The following is a 19,696-nucleotide window of genomic DNA, read 5'->3' as shown; positions in this document are numbered from 1 at the left end:
CACCTGCGTGCCTGCCGGTGACGCCGAATCGTTTGCGCAGGCCGAGCCGAGCGCAAAGTAAGTCGACAGGCGCGCGAGGCGGGCTGACGCGGAGCTCCCCCAATGAAAAAGCCGGCCTTTCGGGCCGGCTTTTTTGTTGCTCTGCTCAAGGCCCTTACGGCTTGGGCACCAGGATCTGCACCTTGAAGCGCTCCTTGAGCAGGTTGTAGTAGGCGATGGTCTCGGCCTGGGCCCACCACTGCTCATACTGGTCGCGCTCCTGACGGGCCGCTTCGGCCGCCGGGGCCTCGCGCGGGATGATCTTGTTGACCTTGATCACCGCATAGCCCTGCGCGCCGAGGTCCACGCCGCTGAGCGCGGGCAAGGCGGCGGGATCGGCGCGAAGCGCCGCATCCACCACTTCGGCCGGCTGCTGCGCCGCCTCCTGCCGGGAGACCGTCACGGCCGCGGGCAGGCTGGCGCCGGCGGGGTTCGCCTTCCAGGCGGCGAGCTTGTCCGTGCCTTCCTTCTTCGCCAGTTCGGCGGCACGCGCGGCCACCACGCGCTGGCGCACCTGGTCCTTCACTTCGTCGAAGGGAATCGTGCGCGATGGCGTGTACTGCGTGATGCGGCCCGAGACCAGCGTGTTGGGCGCCACCTCGACGGCCTCGGTGTTGCGCTTTTTCTCCAGGCTGTCCGGCGCGAACAGGGCGCTGAGCAACTTGGGACTCGAAAGCACGCCGGGCGCACCGCGAGCGGGTTCGCGCTGCACACCGGCCGCGGTCTTGACCTCCAGCTTCAGCTTGTCGGCCGCCGGCTTGAGGCTGTCCGACTGCTCATAGACCGCGTTGCTGAAGGTGTCGGCCATCTCCGCGTACTTGCGCTGCGCCTGCTGCTTCTTCAGTTCCGCCTCGAACTCGGGCTTCAATTCCTCGTAGCTGCGCTGCTTGGGCACCTTGAGGTCCGTCAGCTTGACGATGTGGTAGCCGAACTCGGTTTCCACCGGCCCGGCGATCTCGCCCTTCTTCATCGCGAAGACGGTATCTTCGAAAGGCTTGGTCATCGCGCCGCGGGTGAAGAACTCCAAATCGCCGCCGTTGGGAGCGGAGGCCGTGTCTTGCGAGTTTTTCTTCGCCAGTTCCGCGAAGCCATCGGGATTCTTGCGTGCCGCCGCCAGCAGCTCCTGCGCCTGCGCCTTGGCCTTCTCGCGATCGGCGGCGGGGGCATCCTTCGGGACCGCGACCAGGATATGGCTGGCGCGCCGCTCTTCCTGCCCGGTGATCCTGGCGACGTTCTGTTCGTAGTAGGTCTTGAGGTCCTGCTCGTTGACCGTGACGCCCTTCTTGATGGATTCGATGTCCAGCACCAGGTATTCGACGCTCGCCTGCTCGGGCGCCTGGAACATCGAGGGGTTGGCCTTGTAGAACGACTCCAGGTCGGCGTCGGTGACCGTCACGCGCGCCGCGAAGTCGCTGCTGGGAAAGCGCACCACCTGCACTTCCCGCTTTTCCAGGAAGGCGCCGATGGAAGGCGCCGCCTGGGCCGCCGTGGCCAGCGAGGTCGCAGCCACGCCGCCCAGCACCTGCCGCGTCGACAGCTCCGTGCGCACGCTCTCCTCGAAGGCCTCCGGGCTCATGCCCTGGGCGCCGACCAGCTGGCGGTACCTGGCCATGTCCAGCTTGCCGTCGGGCCCGCGCAGGGACGCGATCATCTGGTTCTGCTGCAACTCGCGCGCCAGCCGCTGGTCGCTGGCCGTCAACTTGGACTTCGCTGCTTCGGCGGCGATCACGCGGTCACGCACGAGACGCTCGAGGGTGCCGTATTTCGCGGCGGGCGAATCGAGCAGCTTCATGTCGATGTTGGGCATCTGCTGGCGCAGGCGGTCGACTTCCCGCCGGTGCGCCTCGTCCCAATCGCCTTGCAGGATCTCATGGCCGTCGACCTTGGCGACGGCATCGCCCTTTTCGCGCAGGCGGTCGTAACCGTTGATGCCCACCAGCACGAACGAAGGGAAGATCAGCAAGAACAGCAGGAACTGCATGATCTTGTTGTGCTTGCGGACGAAATCGAACATGTCTCGAACTCGGATTCAGGAACAGCGAACTCAGTTCGCAAAAACAAAAGGCGAACTGCCGTTCGCCTTCGCGTCGCTTGGTGGGTGCTGACGGGATCGAACCGCCGACCTACGCCTTGTAAGGGCGCCGCTCTACCAGCTGAGCTAAGCACCCCACCTTGATCGGCCGCTTCAGTTCAGCGCATCCTTCAGCGCCTTGCCGGGGCGGAACTTTGGCACCTTGGCGGCCTTGATTTTAATCGCAGCGCCGGTGCGCGGATTGCGGCCGCTGCGCGCGGCGCGCTTGCCGACCGCGAACGTGCCGAAACCGACCAGCGACACCGACCCGCCCTTCTTCAGCGTGGTCTTGACGGCGCCGATCATGGACTCCAGCGCGCGTGTGGCCGCGGCCTTGGAGATGTCGGCATGCTTTGCGATGTGCTCAATCAGTTCGGTCTTGTTCACAGGTTCCCCTCGTAGCGAGAATGTTTTGACAGGAATGTCTCTGGGTTGATTTTTGTTCTCCCCTCCGCGCCGCGCGGCGGAAAGGGTTCAGTCATGCGGCTTTCGAGCCACCGATGCATTAGAGCCACGCGGCTGTAACGTGTCAATACGACGCAACACCACGCCTCGGCGATTTACAACGGCGCGGAGGCGGATTCTATTCGTAAACCTGCGTAGCTCCGGGCGGACTGGCGTGCTGCGAATTGCGCAGTGCAAAAAAACCGGGGGTCACAGCGCCGATGCGATGGCGCGCCCGAGGTCCGCCGTCTCTGCCTTGCCGCCGATGTCGGGGGTGCGCGGCGCCCCGCTTTTCGGGTCGAGCACCTGTTCGATCGCGCGCAGCACCGCGTCGTGCGCATCCTTGTGGCCCAGGAATTCCAGCATCATGGCGCCGCACCAGATCTGGCCGATCGGGTTGGCGATCTGGCGTCCGGCGATATCCGGCGCGGAGCCGTGAACCGGCTCGAAAAGCGAGGGAAACCGGCGCAAAGGGTCGAGGTTCGCGCTCGGCGCGATGCCGATGGTTCCGGTGCAGGCGGGCCCCAGGTCGCTGAGGATGTCGCCGAACAGGTTGCTGGCGACCACCACGTCGAAGAAGTCCGGCCGCTGCACGAAGTGGGCGGTAAGGATGTCGATATGGAACTTGTCCACCTGCACGCCCGGATAGGACTTGGCCATCTCGGCCACGCGTTCGTCCCAGTAGGGCATGGTGATCGCGATGCCGTTGGACTTGGTGGCGCTGGTCAGGTGCTTTTTCGGCCTGCTTTGCGCCAGGTCAAACGCAAACTTCAGTACGCGATCGACGCCCGTGCGCGACATCACGGTTTCCTGCATGACGATCTCGCGCTCGGTGCCGGGGTACATCCGCCCGCCGATGCTCGAGTACTCGCCCTCGGTGTTCTCGCGCACGATGTACATGTCGATCTCGCCCGGCTGGCGGGCGCTGCCGTCACGCCGCACCACCGGAGCGATGATGCCCGGCATCAGGCGGGCGGGCCGCAGGTTGACGTACTGATCGAACTCGCGGCGGAACAGCAGCAGCGAGCCCCACAGCGATACGTGGTCCGGGATCTTCTCGGGCCAGCCCACCGCGCCAAAGTAGATGGCGTCATGGCCGCCGATGCGCTCCTTCCAGTCGTCCGGCAGCATCTGGCCGTGCTTCTCGTAGTAGTCCCAGCTCGAGAAGTCGAAGTGGTCGAACGCCAGGTCGATGCCGAACTTGCTGGCCGCCGCTTCCATGACGCGCACCCCTTCGGGCATCACTTCCTTGCCGATGCCGTCACCGGCGATCACCGCGATCCGTTTCCTGCTCATTCGTCGTTACTCCTGAAGAAAGAATTCCTGGGCTTCCGCCAGCAGCGCCTCCGGCGCCTCCTCGGCGATGTAGTGACCGCACGGCAGCGCGCGGCCGGAAACCTGCGTGGCACGACCTCGCCACAGTGCGAGCACGTCGAAGCACTTGCCGACGACGCCCCGCTCGCCCCACAGCACGCGCAGTGGCTGCGCCAGCTGGCGGCCGGCGGCGAGGTCCTCACGGTCATGGTCCAGGTCGATGCCGGCGCTGGCCCGGTAGTCGGCGCACACGGCCTGCGCGCTGCCCGGGATCTGCAGGCAGCGCTCGTACTCCGCCAGCGCTTCCGGCGCGAACACCCCCAGGCCGGCGTAGCGCGACCCCATGACCGATCGCAGGTAGCGGACCGGGTCCGAGCCGACCAGCGCCTCGGGCAAGGGCGGCGGCTGGATCAGGAAGAACCAGTGCCAGTACGCGCGGGCGAAGGCCTCGCTCGTGTTCTGGTACATCGCCAGCGTCGGCGCGATGTCCAGCAGCATCAGGCGCTGCACGGCCTGCGGATGGTCCACCGCCAGGCGATGCGCGACGCGCGCGCCGCGATCGTGCGCCAGCACCTGGAACTGCCGGAAGCCGTGCTCCGCCATCACGAGCATGGCGTCGCTCGCCATCTCGCGCTTGGCGTAGGCGGCGCTGCCCTCGCCGGCGGCAGGCCGGCCCGAATCGCCGTAGCCGCGCAGGTCCATCAGCACGACGGTGAAGCGCTCGACCAGCGCCGGCGCCACGCGGTGCCACATCGCATGGGTCTGCGGATGGCCATGCAGCATCAGCAAGGCCGGGCCCCGGCCCGACCGGGCGCCGTGCAGCCGCACGCCGTCGCGTGCGAAGTCGAAGCGTTCGAACCCATCCAGCATGGCTGCGATTCTGGCATTCCTGGCCGACTCGGGCGCCCGGGCCGCGTCCTGCCGGGCTAGGCCACGCGAGGCGCCCGCACGACCAGGCTCACGCCCAGCGCGGTGAGCGCCATGCCGGCCAGCGTGGTCGCCGTGATCGCCTCGCCGAACAGCAGCCAGGCCATGACCGCGGTCGTGGGCGGCACCAGGTAGAGCAAGCTGGTCACCGCGGTCGCCGCGCCGCGCTGGATCAGCAGGTACAGCAGCGAGCTGCCCCCCAATGTCAGGCCGAGCACCGACCAGGCCATGGCGCCCGCGAGCTGGCCGTTCCAGCGCATGGCTTCCGATTCCAGCAGCGCCAGCGGCAGGGTGACTGCCAGCGCGGCGAGCAATTGCACCAGGCTGGCCGACCGCACGTCGCAGGGCGCGAGGTAGCGCTTCTGGTAGAGCGTGCCGGCCGTGATGCTGACCAGCGCCATGAAGGCCAGCGCGAGGTTGGGGGCATTCACCTCGCCGTGCCCCAGCTTCTGCCACACGACGAGTGCCAGGCCGACCAGGCCCAGGCCGAGTCCGAGCCATTGCCTGCCCTCCACGCGTCCGCCGCGCGAGGACACCCACACGGCGGTCAGCACCGGCTGCAGGCCGACCAGCAGCGCCGCCAGGCCGGCGCCCATTCCGAGCTTCACCGCCGCCCAGACGCCGCCCAGGTAGCCGGCATGCATCAGGATGCCGGTCACGGCGAGGTGCCCGACCTGGCGCCGGTCGACGGGCAGCGCGACGCGCGCCGCCCACACCCAGGCTGCGAAGCAAAGCGAGGACAGCAGGTAGCGCATCGCCAGGAACTTCATCGGCGGCGCGTGCGGCATGCCGTAGCGGGCCACGATGAACCCGGTGCTCCAGATCAGGACGAAGACGATCGGCATCGCCCGCACCAGGGCGTCGTCGCGGGAGCTCACTTCACCCGGCTGCGGATCTCTGGCAGCGCCTTTTGCAGGTAGTAGACCATCGACCAGACGGTGAGGATGGCCGACAGCCAGATCAGCCAGGTGCCCCAGGTGCGCGTGTCGATCAGCCGGAACAGCACGCCGTCGAACAGCAGGAAGGGAATGGCCACCATCTGCACCGTGGTCTTGACCTTGCCCAGCATGTGCACGGCCACGCTCTTGGCGGCGCCGATGTGCGCCATCCATTCACGCAGGGCCGAGATCGCGATCTCACGCCCGATGATGATCAGCGCCACGAACACGTCGGCCCGTCCCAGGTGCACCAGCACCAGCAGGCAGGCGCAGACCAGGAACTTGTCCGCGACCGGATCGAGGAAGGCGCCGAAGGAGGACGCCTGATTGAGTTTGCGCGCCAGGTAGCCGTCGAGCCAATCGGTCGCCGCGAAGGCGATGAACATGGCGGTGGCGATCAGGTTCTGGACCGCCGGATTGAGACCCAGGTAGAACACCCCCACGATCAGCGGAATGGCGACGATGCGTGTCCAGGTCAGGATCGTGGGTACCGTGAGGAACATGCCTCGATTCTGGCATGGCGCGGTGGCCGGCTGAGCCCAGTTCGATCAAAGCCTAGTGCAATGCCCGGTAGATCTCCTCCGCCAGCTCGCGCGAAATTCCTTCGACGCCGGCGATGTCGTCCACGCCCGCGGCCGCGACCCCGCGCACGCCGCCGAACCGTTGCAGCAGTCGCGCCCGCTTCTTGGCGCCGATGCCGGGGATTTCCTCGAGGCGGCTGCCGCCCACGCGCACCTTCGCTCTTCGCGCGCGCATGCCGGTGATGGCGAACCGATGCGCTTCGTCGCGGATCTGCGCCACCAGCATCAGGGCAGCGGAATCCCGTCCCAGGTACACCTTGTCGCGCCCGTCGGCGAAGACAAGCTCCTCCAGCCCGACCTTGCGCCCCTCGCCCTTTTCCACGCCGACGATCACCGCGAGGTCCAGGCCCAGTTCGGCGAACACCTCGCGCGCCATGCTCACCTGCCCCTTGCCGCCGTCCACCAGCACCAGGTCGGGCAGCCGCTGCGCGCCGCCGCCACGTGGCGTTGCTTCTGGCGGGTCGCGGCCGGCTTCGGCCATCTTGCCGTAGCGGCGCATCAGCACCTGCCGCATCGCCGCATAGTCATCGCCCGGCGTGATGCCGTCGATGTTGTAGCGGCGGTACTCCGAGTTCTGCATCTTGTGGTGGTGGAACACCACGCATGAGGCCTGGGTCGACTCTCCGGCCGTGTGCGAGACATCGAAGCACTCGACCCTGAAGGTGTCGAGGTTGTCCGGCGCCAGGTCCAGCGCCTCCACCAGCGCGCGCGTGCGCGCCTGCTGCGAGCCTTCCTCGGCCAGCAGGCGGGCCAGCTGGATCTCGGCGTTCTTCTCGGCCATCTCCAGCCACACGCGCCGCTGTTCGCGCGGGTTGTGCACGGTGGCGATCTTCATGCCCTTCTGCTGCGACAGCGCCGACGTCAGTTCCTGCCCAACCGGATGGCTGGTGATCAGGCAGGCCGGCACGGGCACGTCGAGGTAGTGCTGCGCGATGAAGGCTTCCAGCACCTGGACCTCGACCGGCGTGCACTCCTGCTGCTCGCTGCTGTCGTCGAAGTCCTGCACCGCCGAGGCATCCTCGACGTGCGAGGGGAAGTAGGCGCGGTCGCCCAGGTGCCGGCCGCCGCGCACCATCGCGAGGTTGACGCAGGCGCGCCCGCCCTGGACGCGCACCGCGAGGATGTCCACGTCCTTGTCCGAGATGGTCTCCACCGACTGCTGGTGCAGCACCTTGGACAAGGCCGACATCTGGTTGCGCAGCTCGGCCGCCTGTTCGAATTCGAGCCGGTCGGCGTGCTGCATCATGCGCTGCTCCAGCTCGGCCAGCACGGCATGGGTCTCGCCGTGCAGGAAGGCCTCGGCGTTCTCGACGTCGCGCTGATAGTCCGGCCCCGACACCAGATTGACACAGGGACCGGAGCAGCGCTTGATCTGGTAGAGCAGGCAGGGCCGCGTGCGGTTGGCGAACACCGTGTCCTCGCAGGTGCGCAGGCGGAACACCTTCTGCAGCAGCTGGATGGACTCCTTCACCGCCCAGGCGCTGGGATAGGGGCCGAAGTAGCGGTGCCGGCGGTCCACCGCGCCGCGATAATAGGCCATGCGCGGGAACTGCGCCGCCGTGGGCGCGGACGGCCGCCCGTCCGCGCTCGTGCTCGCGAGTCCCGGCTGGTCGGGTGAGCCGGTGATCTTCAGGTAGGGATAGCTCTTGTCGTCGCGAAACAGGATGTTGTAGCGCGGATTGAGCCTCTTGATCAGGTTGTTCTCGAGCAGCAGCGCCTCGGCCTCGGAGCGCACGACCGTGGTCTCCAGCCGCGCGATCTTCCCGATCATGTGGCCGATGCGGGTGCCGCCGTGGTTCTTCTGGAAGTAGCTGGAAACGCGCTTCTTCAGGTTGCGCGCCTTGCCGACGTAGAGGACGCCGTCCTGCGCGTCGAAGTACCGGTACACCCCCGGCAACGGCGGAAGCGCCGCCACCTGTGCCAGCAGCTGTTCGGAATGACTCTCGGACATACAGCCGCTATTGTGGACAATCCCGCGGATCAGTACCGACGACGTCATGCTCTGGGACATTTTCTGCAAGGTCATCGACAACCACGGCGACATCGGCGTGTGCTGGCGCCTGGCCGCGGAGCTCGCCCGGCGCGGCGAACGGGTGCGGCTGCGCGTCGACGACTCCAGCGCCCTGGCGTGGATGGCGCCCCATGGGCAGCCCGGGGTGGAGGTCATGCCCTGGTCGCCCGAGCCCGGCCCCGGCGATGCCGTGATCGAAGCCTTCGGCTGTGAGCTCCCGCCGGCGTTCCAGGCGGAACTGGCCGCGCTGGCGCGCGCGCGCGGGCGCCAGCCGGCCTGGATCAATCTCGAGTACCTGACGGCGGAATCGTTCGCCGAGCGCAGCCACGGCCTGCCCTCCCCCGTCATGTCCGGGCCGGCGGCCGGATTGACCAAGCGGTTTTTCTATCCCGGTTTCACCGCCAGCACCGGCGGGCTGTTGCGCGAGCAGGACCTGGCGAGGCGGCAGGCGGCTTTCGATTCCGCGGCCTGGCTGCAGCGCATGGGGCTGCAGCGGGGCAGCGAGCGCCTGGTCAGTCTCTTTTGCTACGAACCGCCCGGACTCGAGCCCTGGCTGCGGCAACTGGCGGACGCGGAAACGCCGACGCGCCTGCTGGTCACCGCGGGGCGTGCCGCGTCGGCCGTGCGCGCGGCGCTCGAACGGCTTCCGCCTTCGCCGCAACTGCGGGTCAGCTGGCTGCCGCTGCTGGCGCAATCGGAATTCGATCACCTGCTCTGGAGCTGCGACGCCAACTTCGTCCGCGGCGAGGATTCGCTGGTGCGCGCGCTCTGGGCCGGCCGGCCCTTCGTGTGGCAGATCTATCCGCAGCATGATGACGCCCACCACGCCAAGCTGCGCGCCTTTCTCGATTGGATGCAGGCGCCCTCCGGCCTGCGGCGCTTCCACGAGGCGTGGAGCGGCGTCGGCGGCGAGCTGCCGGTCTTCGATTCGGCAGCCTGGACGGATAGCGTCTCGGCCGCGCGCGCCAGGCTGCTGGCGCAGGACGAACTCGCCAGCCAGTTGCTGGGCTTCGTGGCCGATTTCCGTCCTTGACTCCCCATCGGGCCCCGGCCGCGCTTTAGGGGCATTCGGGACCTGCCTCATGAAAAAGGCTAAAATAGCAGGCTCTGCGCGATACGCGCCCCTGCCGCAGCCCCATCCAGCCTCATGCACGCTGCCGGCCCCTACCTAAGCCTCTCAATCCGCTTATGAAAATCGCTCAAGAAATCCGCGCCGGCAACGTCATCATGCAGGGCGGCAACCCCTGGGTCGTGCTGAAGACCGAATACGCCCGCGGCGGCCGCAACGCAGCCACCGTGCGCATGAAGCTCAAGAGCCTGCTGAACAACCAGGGCACGGAAATCGTGTTCAAGGCCGACGACAAGATGGACCAGATCGTCCTGGACAAGAAGGATTGCACCTACTCCTACTTCGCCGATCCCATGTATGTCTGGATGGACACCGAGTACAACCAGTACGAGGTCGAGAAGGAAAACATGGGCGACGCGCTGAACTACCTCGAGGAAGGCATGCCCGCCGAAGTGGTGTTCTACGAGGGCAAGGCCATCTCGGTCGAACTGGCCACCAGCGTGGAGCGCGAGATCACCTGGACCGAGCCTGCCGTCAAGGGCGATACGTCCGGCAAGGTGCTCAAGCCCGCCAAGATCGCCACCGGCTTCGAGATCGGCGTGCCGATCTTCGTGGCCCAGGGCGACAAAGTGGAAATCGACACGCGCACAGGCGAATACCGCCGCCGCGTCTAAGCGCACGGCACCCGTCGCGAAGGCTCCGAAAGGAGCCTTTCTTTTTGGTGCCTGCAATGCCGCAGAGAAATGCCGGATAGTTGAGGGACCGCCGTGAACTTCGATTTCGACAACGTCACCGTCCCGTTCCGGATGCAGCCCGGCCTGCGCCGCATAGCACCGGAGGATCCCCAGCTGGTGCCGCTGGCGCCCGGAAGCGCCCTGTATCGCGAAAAGCTCGCCGTCCTGCAGGCCGGGCAGTCGCGACACGTCGCCCCCGGCTTCGATCCCACACCCGCCTTGCAGGCCATCGCCGAGCGCGTGCCCGGCGACACGCCGCTGGAGCTCGCCTGCGAGCAGGACCTGGCGGTGCTGGACGGCGACAGCGCCACCCTGCCCTGGCTGTGCGTGTCCGTGCCTTCCCACTGGGCGCCGGAAGACAAGGTCGGCCTGCACTTCGCCGCGCTGCACGCGCCAGTGGCCGACAATGCGGCGCTGCTGGCGGCATCCGAGCCGCTGGTCAGGCTGGTGACCTCCGGCGAGTGCTGGGAACGCCATGTGTGGACCATCAGCCCTTCCGGGCGCTACGACCAGCACCCCCGGCGGCACCCGCGCGAACCCTGGCCCGCCCCCGACGACGCCCAGGCCTTCGCGCAGCGTTGCTGGCTGCGGGTGGAGCGCCAGACCTTCTTCCCGGTGGGGCGCGGCACGCGGCAGGCGGTGTTCGCCATCCACGTCATGCTGGAGCCGCTGCCGGCGGTGGCCGGCGTGCCCGGCGCAGCCCGGCGCCTGCACGACTCGCTGGCATCGATGACGGACGCCGTGCTGGCCTACAAAGGACTCGCACCCGCGCGCGAGCCCCTGCTGGCGTGGCTGGCTACCTGCTGTGCCTGAGCACGGCCATCAGCACGATGCCGACGGTCAGCACGACGCCCAGGGCAGCGGCCATCAGCGGCTGAACCGGCAGGCCCGCCGCGCCGAGGCGGCCCGCGTTCTCCGGAAACGGCGTGGCTTCCGGCAGCCAGTCGACGAACTCACCGGCCGCTTCGGGCGTGAACAGTTCCAGGGTCACGCGGTGCAGCCTGCGTCCATTGACCGCACGCAGGCAGAGGTCCACCAGCGAGCCCCGGACGCGCGCATGCACGAAGTCCTTCAAGGGGATCTTGACGCGGTCTTCCTTCCAGGCGAAGTTCCGCCGGAAGCGCCCGGCCAGCCGCAAGACATCGCTCTGCACACGAGCCTCCATCTCGCCGCGAAATAACGGGATTCCGGCCCCGCGCGCGGCCCTGCGGACCAGCGCCGCCGTATAAGTGGCCTGCACCAGAGAAAAGCTGCCGGTGCGGGTCGGGCTGAAAGCCGGTCCTCGCCTGCCGATCAGGTCGGCCACGGTGGACCGCGACCCATCCCTGCCGATGAGCACATCCGCGCTGGTCAGGGCTTTCCTGATGCGCATGCCGATGATCGTGCGCCTGTCGTATGGGCCGACGCTGCGGCCCTCGAGCTGCACGTGGTATAGCGTCTCCTCCAAACCTCGCTCCCCCCGAGATTTTCCCCGGCGGAAGAATAGCCGAGAAGCAGCGGCAAGGCCTAATCAAAATCCCTGCTTGTCGCAGAATGGCACCATGCCTTCCACGAGAAACCTCCACGATCGGCGGCTGGCCGATGCGTGGGCCACCCTGCAGGCCCACTCGCGCGAGGGGCTCCCCCTCGACCCCGACGCCAGCCGCCTGGCTTTCGCCGATCCCGAATTCCTGTTGCGCCGCGAAACGCGAGGCATTCGCTTTCAGCTCGAGTTGCTCAAACCCGACCTCGAACAGCAGGGCCAGGGCATCGAGAACACGATCGTTGTCTTCGGCAGCGCGCGCTTTCGCAGCGAGCAGGAGGCGGCAGCGCTGCTTGCTGCGGCCGAGAGGTCCGGCGACGAAGCGTTGCTGCGCCGCGCCCGGCTGTGCGAGCGCAATGCCCACTACTACGAGAAGGCCCGCGCATTCGGCAGGCTGGTCGCCGAATACAGCGCAGGCAAGAAACCGGTCGACAAGCTGTTCGTCTGCACCGGCGGCGGCCCCGGCATCATGGAGGCGGCGAACCGCGGCGCACACGAAGCCGGCGGCATCAGCGTGGGCCTGTCCATCGCGCTGCCCATGGAGGAAGAACCGAATCGCTTTGTGACGCCGGACCTGTCCTTCAAGTTCCACTACTTCGCGCTGCGCAAGATGCACTTCATGATGCGCGCCAAGGCCATGGTCGCCTTCCCCGGGGGCTTCGGCACACTGGACGAGCTGTTCGAGGTGATCACGCTGGTTCAGACCCGCAAATCCAAGCAGGTGCCCATCGTGCTGTTCGGCACCGACTACTGGAAGCGGCTGATCGACTTTGACGTGCTGATCGACGAGGGCGTGATTTCGCCGGACGACCTGGAACTGTTCCAGCATGCCGACGACGTGGTCAGCGCCTGGGACATCATCAAGAACTTCTACCGGCTGTAAGTTCGGGCTCTAGTGCCGGCCGAGGCGCAGCGCCGTCCGCGCCCCGGCGCCCACCGCGGCGCCCACGATCCAGAACACGCCCGAAATGCCGATGAAGGCGCCGGCGGCGCCGAACAGCATCGGCATGGCCACGCTGGACGCGTTGATCGCCATGAGGCGCATGGCGACCGCCTCGCCGTGCCGGTGCTCGGGCGTGATCTGGTGCAGCATGCTCATGATCATCGGCTGCACACTGCCCAGCGCGACGCCCAGCAGCACCGAGCACAGTCCCATGCCGAACGCCCCCCGCATCAAGGGATAGATCGCGAACAGCAGCGCGGTCGCCAGCATCGCGGTGCTCACCACCACCCGCTCGCGCAGCTGCGCGGCCAGCAGGGGCAGCGCCAGCCGCACCAGCGCCGCCGCCACGGCGAAGGCGCCGAGGATGGTGCCGATCACAGACGCCGACAGGCCCCGCTCGTGCCCCAGTACCGGCACCACGAAGGTGTGCACGTCCCAGCATGAGGCCAGCAGCCAGTTCACGATGAGAAGGCGCCGGAAACCCGGCTCGCCCAGCAGGTCCCACGCCTTGCTGCGCCCAGCCGACGCGGGGCGCACCACCGGGGGCAATTCCTTCACGTTGCGGACCCACAGCCACGCGACCAGCGGCAAGGCGGCCATGAGCAGGAAGGCCAGCCAGAAGTCCGCGAGGTCGATCATGAGCCCCGCAGCGAAGGGCCCGATGAAGTTGGACACCGCCGGGCCGATGGCCAGCCATGAGAACACCTGCTTGAGCTGGGTGGGGTTCTCGGCTGCGCGGCCCACGTGGCGCTGCAGGGCGATCACGGCCGCGCCGGTGGCACCGCCGGTGAGCAGCGCCGCCACGCACAGCACGGGAAACACCGGCCAGGCCGCGGCGAGTCCTGCGCCAATGCTGGCCGCGATGACGGCATAGCCCACCGGGCGCTTCACACCGTGCCGATCGGCGAAGCGCCCCGCCGGCAGTGCCAGGAACACCTGGGTCAGCGCGAAAAGTGCCAGCAGCACGCCCACTGCAGCCTCGCTCTGTCCGCTGCGCAGCGCCAGCAGCGGCGCAGCCATGCGCGTGCCCGCCATGCAGGCATGAAGAAAGATCTGACCGGCGATCAGCCGCGCGAGCGCGGGTTGAAGCCCACCCGTCATGCCGTGGCTTCGTCCCCTTCGGCCTGCGGCAGCAGCGCCTGGGCCTGGGCCTCCGGCAGCGCCTCGACCACCTTCAGCGCGCGGCGCATCTGGTTGGTGCGGGTGTGCGCGGTGTCCAGCGTGTCGGATGCCTTGCGCACCTGCTCGCGGACTTTTTCGACCCAGATGCCGTAGCGCTCAAATTCGGTCTTCACTGCCCCGAGCACCTTCCAGACTTCGGAAGCCTGCTGCTCCAGCGCCAGCGTGCGGAAACCCATGTGCAGGCTGTTGAGCATGGCCAGCAGCGTGGTCGGCCCGGCGATCGTGACCCGGTACTGCCGCTGCAGGCTGTCCATCAGGCCGGGGCGCCGCAGCACTTCGGCATAGAGGCTTTCGATTGGCAGGAACAGGATCGCGAAGTCGGTCGTGTAGGGCGGGCAGAGGTAGCTTTCGCTGATCGACTTGGCCTCCTGGCGGATGCGCGTCTCCAGTGCGCGGGCCGCCGCCTCCGCCGCGGCGGTGTCGGCCCGCTCCTGCGCGTCGAGCAGGCGCTCGTAGTCCTCGCGCGGGAACTTGGCGTCCACCGGCAGCCACACCGGCATGCCGTCGCCGTTGCGCCCGGGGAAGCGGATCGCGAAGTCCACGCGCTGGTTGCTGCGCGGCTTGGTCTCCACCTGCCGGCCGTATTGCTCGGCGGTGAGCACCTGTTCGAGCAGGGCCTCGAGCTGCACCTCGCCGAACATGCCGCGCGTCTTGACGTTGGTGAGCACGCGTTGCAGGTCACCTACGCCCTGCGCCAGCGTCTGCATCTCGCCCAGGCCCTTGTGGACCTGCTCCAGGCGCTCGGCCACCTGCTTGAAGCTCTCGCCCAGGCGCTTTTCCAGCGTGCTTTGCAGCTTTTCGTCCACCGTGCGCCGCATCTCGTCGAGCTTGGCGCTGTTGGTTTGCTGCAGCTGCGCCAGTTGCGCATCCAGCGTCGCCCGAACCTCCGCGATGCGGCGCGCGTTCGACTCGCCCAGGCTTTGCAACTGCGCGGACAGGGTGTCGGACAGCGTCTTCTGCAGCAGGGCGAGTTGCTGCGCGAACGCGTCGATCTGGATGTTCTGGGTGCGGGTCGCCTCCGCCGACTGCCTGACCACCGCGTCCTGGAAGGTGGCCAGCTGCTGCATCAGCTCGGTGCGCGAGCCGCGCGCGCTTTCGCTGATTTCGCGCCGCAGCTCGCGCTCCAGGCGCTCGCTGGCGGCCAGCAGTTCCACGCGCGCGGAATCGCCGGAGGGCGGCTTGCGCATCAGCAACAGGCCGACGAGCAAGAGGTTGGCGACCGCCAGGGCGGCGAGGATCCAGATCTCCAAGGGCTTTTTCTTTCCAGTGGCCGGTAACCCGCCACCTAGTCTTAGTTCAACACTTCAGGGTTCAGCGGTGTGAGCGGCTTGCCGTGCACCAGGAACCCAATCAGATTGTCCGCTGCCAGCTGAGCCATTGCCATGCGTGTGGGCACCGTCGCGCTCGCGATGTGGGGCGAAAGCACCACGTTCGGGACTTTCAGCAGGTCCGGGTGCACCTGGGGTTCGCCCTCGAACACGTCAAGGCCGGCGCCGGCGATCCGGCCCTCGCGCAAGGCCGCCGCCAGCGCGACATCGTCGACGATGCCGCCGCGCGCCACGTTCACCAGGGTGGCCGTGGGCTTCATCAGCGCCAGTTCCGCCGCGCCGATCACGTGATGCGACTCGGCCGAGTACGGCAGCACCAGCACCAGATGGTCGGCGGTCTTCAGCAGCTCCTCCTTGCCGACATAGCGCGCCTTGCATTCGGCCTCGAGCTGCGGCGCCAGGCGCGAGCGGTTGTGGTAGATCACCTTCATGCCGAAGCCGTGCGCGCCGCGCCGCGCGATGCCTTGGCCGATGCGGCCCATGCCCAGGATCCCCAGCGTCGCACCATGCACGTCGCGGCCCGAGAACATGTCGTAGCTCCAGCGGGTCCAGCGGCCTGCGCGCAGGAAATGTTCGCTTTCGGTCAGCCGCCGCGCCGTCGCCATCAGCAGCGCGAAGCCGAAGTCGGCCGTCGTCTCGGTCAGCACGTCCGGCGTGTTGGTACCCAGCACCCGCCTCTGCGTCATCGCCGGCAGGTCGAAGTTGTTGTAGCCCACGGCCATGTTGGCGACGATCTTGAGCCCGGGCGCGTTGGCCATCGTCTCGGCGTCGATGCGCTCCCCGCCGGTGGTGAAGGCGCCGGCCTTGCCGGCCAGCTTCGCGGCGAGCTGCTGCTTGGACCAGAGCTCGTCGGCCTGGTTGTGCTCGACCTCGAAGTGCTGCTGCAGCTGGTCGATGATCTCGGGAAAAATCGCCCGGGCGACGAGGATGGGGGGCTTGTCCATGAGTGTGTCTCCTAGCGAAACCAGATGAAGGTCATGACCACGAACAGCGGGACCAGTATGCAGCCGGACCAGGCCATGTAGCCGAAGAAGCTGGGCATGCGCTCGCCCCGGCTTTCGACAATGGCCCGGACCATGAGATTGGGCGCGTTGCCGATGTAGGTGTTGGCGCCCATGAACACGGAGCCGGCGGAAATCGCGGCCAGCGCGGTCGCCATCGAGCCCATGAGCACCTGCGCGTCGCCGCCGGCGGTGTTGAAGAACACCAGGTAGGTCGGGGCGTTGTCCAGGAAGGAGCTCAAGGTGCCGGAGGCCCAGAAGTACATCGCCGGGTCGGGACTGCCGTCCGGGCGGGTCACGGCCGCGACGATGGCACCGAAGGGACCGCCGACCCCCGCGCGCAGCATGGCGATGACCGGGACGATGGTGACGAAGATGCCCGCGAACAGCTTGGCCACTTCCTGCATCGGCGCCCAGGAAAACTGGTTGTCCTCGTGCACCCGCGCCGGCGTGATGCGCAGCGACAGCCAGGTGACCGCCAGCAGCCCGAGGTCGCGCACCAGCGCCGGCAGGCCCACCTGGGTGCCTGCGATCTCGAAACCCCGGGAGGTCTTCCAGAACCCGCTGAGCAGGACCAGGCCGACGACCGCGGCGAGTAGCCAGAAGTTTCGGGCGCCATCGAAACCGAGGCGCGTGGTGTCCGGCGTCGGATCCACGGGCAGCCGTTCCTCCCGCCGGTGATAGTAGTGCCAGTCCATGGCGTAGAAGATGGCCAGCAGCGCGCCGACGAGGAACAGCGTCTCCGGCAGGATGTGCCCCACGGTCCAGAAGAACTCCACGCCCTGCAGGAAGCCGAGGAACAGCGGCGGGTCGCCCAGCGGCGTGAGCGAGCCGCCGGCGTTCGACACGATGAAGATGAAGAAGACGAAGACGTGCGTCTTGTGCCGCCGGTTGTCATTGGCGCGGATCAGCGGGCGGATCAGCAGCATCGATGCGCCGGTGGTCCCCATGAAACTCGCGAGCACCGCGCCGATGGCCAGGATGGCCGTGTTGACGCCGGGGCTGCCGCGCAGGTTGCCACGGATGTAGATGCCCCCGGAAACGGTGAACAGCGCGGTCAGCAGGATGACGAAGGGAAGATATTCGCCCAGCGCCACATGGACCAGCTGCTCCCCTGCGAGGCCGGGCCCGAACACCCAGGCAAATGGCGCGAGGAAAGCCAGCGCCCAGGCCGCCGTGACCTTGCCGTAGTGGTGATGCCACAGCCGGGGCACGACCAGCGGCATCAGCGCGATGGATAGCAGGATGCCCGCGAACGGCAGGCCCCAGGCGGGCGAAAGCGCGCGGCCGTCGAACTCCGCGGCGAAGACGGCAGACGGCAGGCCCGAGACGGCCGCGAAAGACAGGAATTGCGCGAATCGGGTGAAGCGGCCCCTCATCGGCGAGCCGCTCATTCGACCCAGCTGGTGAATTCCTCGACCGGCATGCGCGGCGTATGGAAGGTGTTCACCGTGGCGCTTTCGTCGGCGTAGCCAAGCGACATGCCGCAGACCAGCATTTCCTCGGGGCCGGCGCCGATGTGCGGCAGCACGACCTTCGAAAAACTGAGCCAGGCCGCCTGCGGGCAGGTGTGCAGCCCCTGCGCCCGGGCGGCGACCATGATGCTCTGCAGGAACATGCCGTAGTCCACCAGCGAGCCGCGCCCCAGGATGCGATCCAGCGTGAACATCAGCCCGACCGGCGCGTCGAAGAACCGGAAGTTGCGATGGTGCTGCGCGTGCATCTTGTCCTTCTCGCCCTTGACGATGCCCAGCAGGCCATACAGGCTCCAGCCGTTCTCACGCCGGCGGTCGATGAACGGCGGAACCCATTTCTGCGGGTAGTAGTCGTACTCCTCGGGGTACTCCACGGCCAGCGCCGGGTTCAGGTAGACCGCGTCATGCGCCGCGCACACCTTCTCGACCAGGCTGTCGCGGCCGTGGCCCTGCAGGACGTAGACCTTCCAGGGTTGCACGTTGGTGCCGGAAGGCGCGCGGCTGGCCACCCGCAGGATGTGCGCGATCGTGTCTCGTGAGACCGGCTTCGGCAGGAAGGCGCGGGTGGAGAAGCGGCTCTCGATGGCCGCATCCACGCTGGCGGGGTCGCCGATCACCGTGCTGACGGCATGGGACATTGCAAGGCCTCCAGGACGGACTTGAGCTTGGCGGGCAGCGGCACCGGCCGCCGCGTCTCGCGATCCACGTAGACGTGCACGAAGTGGCCCTTGGCCGCGGTCATCGGCTCGCCCTGCACGAACAGGCCCACCTCGTAGCGCACGCTGGACTTGCCCAGGCGCGCGACCCGCAGCCCCGCCTCCACGGCCTGCGGGAACTCGACCGAGGCGAAGTAGTTGCACTGGGTCTCGACCACCAGACCGATCACCGGGCTGTCGTGGATGTCGAGCGCGCCCTGCTCGATCAGGTGCGCGTTCACCGCGGTGTCGAACCAGCTGTAGTAGACGACGTTGTTGACGTGGCCGTAGGCGTCGTTGTCCATCCAGCGGGTGGAGATGGTGCGGAAGGCGCGATAGCCATCGCGCGGCTCGGCTTGCGGTGCTGTTGGTGTCGGATCGCTCATCGCGAGCGATTCTGCCAGCGCGCCGCGTACTGCGTCCCCACTCTAAAGGTGGTGACCTGCGCCTGCACCGTGTCCTCGATCCGCACGCCATAGCCGCCCGCCATGGCGAAGGCCAGCGGCAGGCCCCGCGCCCAGGCCCAGTCGAAAACACGCCGGTCGCGCGCCTCCAGGCCGTCCCAGGTCAGTTTCAGTCGGCCCAGCCGGTCGCCCTCGTGGGGGTCGGCGCCGGCCAGGTAGATCACCAGCCCGGGATCGAAGCGGCGGTCGAGTTCCGCCAGGGCCTGCTCCAGCGCCAGCAGGTACTCCTCGTCGCGGCAGCCATCCGGCAGGTCGACATCGAGGTCGCTGGGCTCCTTGCGGGACGGGAAGTTCTTCTGGGCGTGCATCGACAGCGTGAACACCGAATCGTCGCCGCGGAAGATGTGCGCCGTGCCGTTGCCCTGGTGCACGTCCAGGTCCACGATGGCCACCCGCAGGCCGCGCGGATGCGAGCGCAGCCACTCGGCCTGCATCAGCCGGGCCGCCACGGCCGCATCATTGAAGACGCAGAAGCCGCCGCCCCGGTCGGCATAGGCATGGTGGGTGCCGCCCGCGATGTTGGCGGCCATGCCCTCCCGGAATGCGGCCCGGCAGGCGGCGATCGTCGCGCCGACCGAGCGCCGCGCGCGCTCGGCCATGGCCGGGCTCCAGGGCAGGCCGATCTCCCGCAGGATGCGGGGGTCCACGGAGCCGTCACTGATCGCCTGGATGTAGGCCGGGCTGTGGACCAGGGCCAGCTCGCCATCGGTCGCCGCCGGCGCCTGGGCGAGCTCCAGCTGGGGCAGCTCGGCCGCCAGGCGCTCACGCAGCAGCTGGTACTTCGCCATGGGAAAGCGGTGCCCCGGCGGCAACTGCAGGGTGAACTGGGTGGCATAAAAGGCCCGCATTAACCGAATATTGTCGGCCCGGAGGCCCGGATTTAGGTGAGCAGTACTAGTTTGCTGCGACGCAACAAAAAACTCTTGCAAACGGTCAGGACATCCCTACAATTGCATCC

The 19,696-nt window shown here is 67.8% G+C and carries 19 protein-coding genes and 1 tRNA gene; 4 read left to right on the top strand and 16 right to left on the bottom strand.

Annotated elements, in window-relative coordinates; translation table 11 throughout:
- Nucleotides 1-154: 154 nt before the first annotated feature.
- The 8 genes from UC35_RS20110 to uvrC form a co-directional block, all read right to left on the bottom strand.
- The gene (locus UC35_RS20110; protein ID WP_061502862.1) at nucleotides 155-2,053 is read right to left on the bottom strand and encodes a SurA N-terminal domain-containing protein; all 1,899 of its coding nucleotides are present in this window, start codon (nucleotides 2,051-2,053) and stop codon (nucleotides 155-157) included.
- A gap of 78 nt (nucleotides 2,054-2,131) precedes the next feature.
- A tRNA-Val gene (locus UC35_RS20105) sits at nucleotides 2,132-2,207 on the bottom strand.
- 17 nt (nucleotides 2,208-2,224) lie between these two features.
- On the bottom strand, nucleotides 2,225-2,497 hold the full coding sequence (locus tag UC35_RS20100; protein ID WP_048438803.1) for an HU family DNA-binding protein: 273 nt from the start codon (nucleotides 2,495-2,497) through the stop codon (nucleotides 2,225-2,227).
- 267 nt (nucleotides 2,498-2,764) lie between these two features.
- Entirely contained in the window at nucleotides 2,765-3,850 is a 1,086-nt protein-coding gene (locus UC35_RS20095) for a tartrate dehydrogenase (RefSeq protein ID WP_061502861.1), read from the bottom strand.
- Between the two features lie 6 nt (nucleotides 3,851-3,856).
- Nucleotides 3,857-4,738 (bottom strand): alpha/beta fold hydrolase, encoded by an 882-nt coding sequence (locus tag UC35_RS20090; protein WP_145979562.1) that lies wholly within the window; start codon nucleotides 4,736-4,738, stop codon nucleotides 3,857-3,859.
- A gap of 56 nt (nucleotides 4,739-4,794) precedes the next feature.
- A complete protein-coding gene (locus tag UC35_RS20085; protein WP_061503958.1) occupies nucleotides 4,795-5,640 on the bottom strand; it encodes a DMT family transporter in 846 nt (281 codons plus the stop codon).
- 29 nt (nucleotides 5,641-5,669) lie between these two features.
- Nucleotides 5,670-6,236 carry a CDP-diacylglycerol--glycerol-3-phosphate 3-phosphatidyltransferase gene (pgsA, locus tag UC35_RS20080; RefSeq protein WP_061502858.1) on the bottom strand — a complete coding sequence of 189 codons (567 nt, stop codon included), beginning with the start codon at nucleotides 6,234-6,236 and terminating at the stop codon, nucleotides 5,670-5,672.
- 52 nt (nucleotides 6,237-6,288) lie between these two features.
- A complete protein-coding gene (uvrC, locus tag UC35_RS20075) occupies nucleotides 6,289-8,265 on the bottom strand; it encodes an excinuclease ABC subunit UvrC (RefSeq protein ID WP_061502856.1) in 1,977 nt (658 codons plus the stop codon).
- Between the two features lie 46 nt (nucleotides 8,266-8,311).
- Here uvrC and earP point away from each other — a divergent pair, with 46 nt between their 5' ends.
- From earP to UC35_RS20060, 3 genes are all read left to right on the top strand, one after another.
- Nucleotides 8,312-9,358, top strand: a complete 1,047-nt coding sequence (gene earP / locus UC35_RS20070; protein ID WP_061502854.1) for an elongation factor P maturation arginine rhamnosyltransferase EarP — start codon at nucleotides 8,312-8,314, stop codon at nucleotides 9,356-9,358.
- Nucleotides 9,359-9,513: 155 nt separating this feature from the next.
- Nucleotides 9,514-10,068: an elongation factor P gene (gene efp / locus UC35_RS20065; RefSeq protein ID WP_061502852.1), complete on the top strand. Its 555-nt coding sequence runs from the start codon at nucleotides 9,514-9,516 to the stop codon at nucleotides 10,066-10,068.
- Nucleotides 10,069-10,161: 93 nt separating this feature from the next.
- Complete coding sequence (locus UC35_RS20060) at nucleotides 10,162-10,941, top strand: heme-dependent oxidative N-demethylase subunit alpha family protein (protein WP_061502850.1); 780 nt, start codon at nucleotides 10,162-10,164, stop codon at nucleotides 10,939-10,941.
- Here UC35_RS20060 and UC35_RS20055 read toward each other — a convergent pair.
- A complete protein-coding gene (locus tag UC35_RS20055) occupies nucleotides 10,925-11,554 on the bottom strand; it encodes a hypothetical protein (protein ID WP_145979561.1) in 630 nt (209 codons plus the stop codon). The two genes, UC35_RS20060 and UC35_RS20055, sit on opposite strands and share 17 nt — an antisense overlap.
- A 115-nt stretch (nucleotides 11,555-11,669) precedes the next feature.
- Between UC35_RS20055 and UC35_RS20050 the strand changes: the two genes are divergently transcribed.
- Nucleotides 11,670-12,533 (top strand): TIGR00730 family Rossman fold protein, encoded by an 864-nt coding sequence (locus UC35_RS20050; protein ID WP_061503957.1) that lies wholly within the window; start codon nucleotides 11,670-11,672, stop codon nucleotides 12,531-12,533.
- Nucleotides 12,534-12,542: 9 nt separating this feature from the next.
- Here UC35_RS20050 and UC35_RS20045 read toward each other — a convergent pair whose 3' ends face one another.
- The 7 genes from UC35_RS20045 to UC35_RS20015 are packed head-to-tail and all read right to left on the bottom strand — an operon-like array spanning nucleotide 12,543 to nucleotide 19,586.
- Nucleotides 12,543-13,694, bottom strand: a complete 1,152-nt coding sequence (locus tag UC35_RS20045; RefSeq protein ID WP_061502846.1) for an MFS transporter — start codon at nucleotides 13,692-13,694, stop codon at nucleotides 12,543-12,545.
- Entirely contained in the window at nucleotides 13,691-15,025 is a 1,335-nt protein-coding gene (locus tag UC35_RS20040) for a DNA recombination protein RmuC (protein ID WP_061502844.1), read from the bottom strand. The genes UC35_RS20045 and UC35_RS20040 overlap by 4 nt, the downstream gene beginning before the upstream one ends.
- A 41-nt stretch (nucleotides 15,026-15,066) precedes the next feature.
- Nucleotides 15,067-16,047 (bottom strand): 2-hydroxyacid dehydrogenase, encoded by a 981-nt coding sequence (locus UC35_RS20035; protein ID WP_061502843.1) that lies wholly within the window; start codon nucleotides 16,045-16,047, stop codon nucleotides 15,067-15,069.
- Nucleotides 16,048-16,058: 11 nt separating this feature from the next.
- Nucleotides 16,059-17,498, bottom strand: a complete 1,440-nt coding sequence (locus tag UC35_RS20030; RefSeq protein ID WP_145979560.1) for a sodium:proton antiporter — start codon at nucleotides 17,496-17,498, stop codon at nucleotides 16,059-16,061.
- Nucleotides 17,495-18,217, bottom strand: a complete 723-nt coding sequence (locus tag UC35_RS20025) for a nitroreductase (protein WP_061502841.1) — start codon at nucleotides 18,215-18,217, stop codon at nucleotides 17,495-17,497. The genes UC35_RS20030 and UC35_RS20025 overlap by 4 nt, the downstream gene beginning before the upstream one ends.
- Nucleotides 18,193-18,660, bottom strand: coding sequence for an acyl-CoA thioesterase (locus UC35_RS20020; RefSeq protein ID WP_061502839.1), 468 nt, complete (start codon nucleotides 18,658-18,660; stop codon nucleotides 18,193-18,195). The genes UC35_RS20025 and UC35_RS20020 overlap by 25 nt, the downstream gene beginning before the upstream one ends.
- On the bottom strand, nucleotides 18,657-19,586 hold the full coding sequence (locus UC35_RS20015; protein WP_173861269.1) for a histone deacetylase: 930 nt from the start codon (nucleotides 19,584-19,586) through the stop codon (nucleotides 18,657-18,659). The genes UC35_RS20020 and UC35_RS20015 overlap by 4 nt, the downstream gene beginning before the upstream one ends.
- Nucleotides 19,587-19,696 lie beyond the last annotated feature (110 nt).

Origin of the sequence: Ramlibacter tataouinensis (assembly GCF_001580455.1) — a bacterium.
Taxonomy (GTDB): domain Bacteria; phylum Pseudomonadota; class Gammaproteobacteria; order Burkholderiales; family Burkholderiaceae_C; genus Ramlibacter; species Ramlibacter tataouinensis_B.
This window is presented reverse-complemented; position numbering and strand designations above follow the sequence as displayed.

Bases quoted from the DNA above. Each gene is read 5' to 3' on its own strand.
- UC35_RS20110 (WP_061502862.1), bottom strand. From the start codon at position 2,053: ATGTTCGATTTCGTCCGCAAGCACAACAAGATCATGCAGTTCCTGCTG.
- UC35_RS20095 (WP_061502861.1), bottom strand. From the start codon at position 3,850: ATGAGCAGGAAACGGATCGCGGTGATCGCCGGTGACGGCATCGGCAAG.
- UC35_RS20090 (WP_145979562.1), bottom strand. From the start codon at position 4,738: ATGCTGGATGGGTTCGAACGCTTCGACTTCGCACGCGACGGCGTGCGG.
- UC35_RS20085 (WP_061503958.1), bottom strand. From the start codon at position 5,640: ATGCCGATCGTCTTCGTCCTGATCTGGAGCACCGGGTTCATCGTGGCC.
- pgsA (WP_061502858.1), bottom strand. From the start codon at position 6,236: ATGTTCCTCACGGTACCCACGATCCTGACCTGGACACGCATCGTCGCC.
- uvrC (WP_061502856.1), bottom strand. From the start codon at position 8,265: ATGTCCGAGAGTCATTCCGAACAGCTGCTGGCACAGGTGGCGGCGCTT.
- earP (WP_061502854.1), top strand. From the start codon at position 8,312: ATGCTCTGGGACATTTTCTGCAAGGTCATCGACAACCACGGCGACATC.
- efp (WP_061502852.1), top strand. From the start codon at position 9,514: ATGAAAATCGCTCAAGAAATCCGCGCCGGCAACGTCATCATGCAGGGC.
- UC35_RS20050 (WP_061503957.1), top strand. From the start codon at position 11,670: ATGCCTTCCACGAGAAACCTCCACGATCGGCGGCTGGCCGATGCGTGG.
- UC35_RS20045 (WP_061502846.1), bottom strand. From the start codon at position 13,694: ATGACGGGTGGGCTTCAACCCGCGCTCGCGCGGCTGATCGCCGGTCAG.
- UC35_RS20035 (WP_061502843.1), bottom strand. From the start codon at position 16,047: ATGGACAAGCCCCCCATCCTCGTCGCCCGGGCGATTTTTCCCGAGATC.
- UC35_RS20030 (WP_145979560.1), bottom strand. From the start codon at position 17,498: ATGAGCGGCTCGCCGATGAGGGGCCGCTTCACCCGATTCGCGCAATTC.
- UC35_RS20025 (WP_061502841.1), bottom strand. From the start codon at position 18,217: ATGTCCCATGCCGTCAGCACGGTGATCGGCGACCCCGCCAGCGTGGAT.
- UC35_RS20020 (WP_061502839.1), bottom strand. From the start codon at position 18,660: ATGAGCGATCCGACACCAACAGCACCGCAAGCCGAGCCGCGCGATGGC.
- UC35_RS20015 (WP_173861269.1), bottom strand. From the start codon at position 19,586: ATGCGGGCCTTTTATGCCACCCAGTTCACCCTGCAGTTGCCGCCGGGG.